Source organism: Psychrobacter nivimaris, from assembly GCF_043419765.1.
Lineage (GTDB): Bacteria > Pseudomonadota > Gammaproteobacteria > Pseudomonadales > Moraxellaceae > Psychrobacter.
This window is the reverse complement of record NZ_JBHOFX010000009.1, coordinates 1-2,220: the sequence shown is the minus strand read 5'-3', so window position 1 is coordinate 2,220 and position 2,220 is coordinate 1. Positions and strand designations below refer to the sequence as shown.

The following is a 2,220-nucleotide window of genomic DNA, read 5'->3' as shown; positions in this document are numbered from 1 at the left end:
CAGAAGTGAAACATCGTAGCGCCAATGGTAGTGTGGTTCGCCCATGTGAGAGTAGGTCATCGTCAGCTCTCTATTCTGAATATCCCCCGACATTAGCTTGTCGGGGGATTTTCTTTGTGCGCAGTTTGGTGCCAGTGCTAGGTGCTGGACTCTTTAGCGCTAGATGCTTCGGTCAATAATTCAAAATTTCCTACAAACTAGTTTGATGTGATACTATTTATTCACTTCTAGAATCTACTATTTTTCATTCATTTTGGAGCATATTATGGGCGTTTCACTCTACTATACTGCTGAACGTTCTACTCTCTTGACTCAACAGGAGCAAGAGAAAGTTGCATCAATAGTCGATGACTATAATGAAAACTTTAAGCATGCAGATGATGCAGAGACTTTCGATCTCTATGCATACGATGATAGTGAATCAGAAGTAATACTAGCAGGAGCTACAAAGTTACCTGTTAGTATGGATGTAGAAGATCTTATGTATACCTTAGAGCATTGGCTACAATGTTTGACTGAGATTCGCCTTGTGGTAACTGATGCAGAATGGCATGTACATCTAGATGATAACGATGCTGTATGGGTAGATGATAAGTGGCAGATGGAAGAGTAGCGCTTCACCACTATTATGATTTGTATAATTGCTTAGAGCAGCTTCTATGAATTTATAAGATATTTACACAATAAAGCTCTCAACTGGATAACAGGCTGAGAGCTTTTTTATGAGAAATTATTTTAATCTACTTACTTTTTACTATTACCTATATAAACAATTTAAGTATTAGAAATATATCTATAATATGAATATATCCTTTATAATCTGCTCAAAATGATTTGACTTCTATCATTATAGCTGCTAATTTTAAACAGTACTTTTATTACAGGTATGTAAAAAATATATCTAAACCTTGTAGACAATTTAATCTAGGATGAATCGGATTGTCTGCTCGTAACATCTTACTCCTATCCCCATAATTATCAAAAGGAATTGATAATGAAGTTAGCTCCTCTTTTTTCAATTGGTGCTTTAGCCGCTATTAGTCTTCTTGGCTGTTCTAACCAATCTGCTGATACGACTGATGGCTCATCAGCCACTTCTCAAGAAACTACCGTGCTACGGTTTTCGCATTTTTGGCCTGCAACCTCATCTATCAGTAAAGAAGTCTTTGAGCCTTGGGCAAAACAGATAGAAACAGATTCTGACGGCCGTTTAAAAGTTGAGCTGTATCCATCAGCGGGCCTCGCTAAAGCAGATGTTACTTATGAATCTGCTGCCAAAGGTACGATCGATATCGGTTCACAAGCGCATGGTTATACCAATGGCCGCTTTCCTCTGACTCAGATTACTGAGCTTCCAGGTTTATCAAACTCAGCAACCCAAATGGGCTGTATGCTACAGACCCTATATGATGACGGTACTTTAGCGAGTGAGTACGAAGATACTCATTTACTGTTTATGTACGGTGGCGGACCTGGTGCACTTCATACAACGGATAAGTTAATTCGTACGCCTGCAGATATGAAAGGTATGCGCATTCGCCGTCCTTCAGCTGTGGCAGGTGACATTATCGAAAGTGCGGGCGCTTCACCAGTAGGTCTACCTGCAAACGATATGTATACCTCTCTACAGCGCGGTGTCGTTGATGGTTTAAGTTTCCCTTGGGAGGCGGTAACAGCATTTAAGATTGATGAGATTACCAAATATCATACCAACATTCCTTTCTATAGTTCAGCGCTTATGGTCACGATGAACAAAGACAAATACGACAATTTACCTGACGATCTAAAACAAGTTTTGGATAAAAACTCAGGAATGGCGTTGGCCAGTAAAGTTGGTGAAGTATTTGATAAGCATGACCAGATGGCAATTCAAGCTGCTAAAGATAAGGGTGATGAAATTGTCGAAATTCCTGATCCGCTAAATGATCCAGATTGGAAAGGGCCACTTGAAAGAGGAACCCAAAAATATTTAAGTGATGTTAACGCTTTGGGTTTAGATGCTGATGGCGTCTATGAAAAAGCAAAAGCTGCCAGTGCTGCCTGTAAGGTCTAACCTAATTGGAGGTGTCACATGGCATTTTTAGTCAAGCTCAGCGTCTTAATCTCTAGATTATGCCAGTTTATCGGTGGGGTGAGTCTCATTATCATCGTCCTAACCACCATGCTCGACGTCGTCGCACGCTACATATTCAAACTCACCGGCGGTGAGTTTGGCTTTAC

At 40.3% G+C, this 2,220-nt stretch carries 2 protein-coding genes; both read left to right on the top strand.

Features of this window, described 5'->3' with window-relative positions:
• Positions 1-265 precede the first annotated feature (265 nt).
• Positions 266-613, top strand: a complete 348-nt coding sequence (locus ACHEVO_RS13400; protein ID WP_394125235.1) for a hypothetical protein — start codon at positions 266-268, stop codon at positions 611-613.
• A gap of 381 nt (positions 614-994) precedes the next feature.
• Positions 995-2,053 carry a TRAP transporter substrate-binding protein gene (locus tag ACHEVO_RS13395; RefSeq protein ID WP_298811632.1) on the top strand — a complete coding sequence of 353 codons (1,059 nt, stop codon included), beginning with the start codon at positions 995-997 and terminating at the stop codon, positions 2,051-2,053.
• Positions 2,054-2,220: the final 167 nt, after the last annotated feature.

Excerpts from the sequence above, each read along its gene's own strand:
- ACHEVO_RS13400 (WP_394125235.1), top strand. The coding sequence starts at position 266 with ATGGGCGTTTCACTCTACTATACTGCTGAACGTTCTACTCTCTTGACT.
- ACHEVO_RS13395 (WP_298811632.1), top strand. The coding sequence starts at position 995 with ATGAAGTTAGCTCCTCTTTTTTCAATTGGTGCTTTAGCCGCTATTAGT.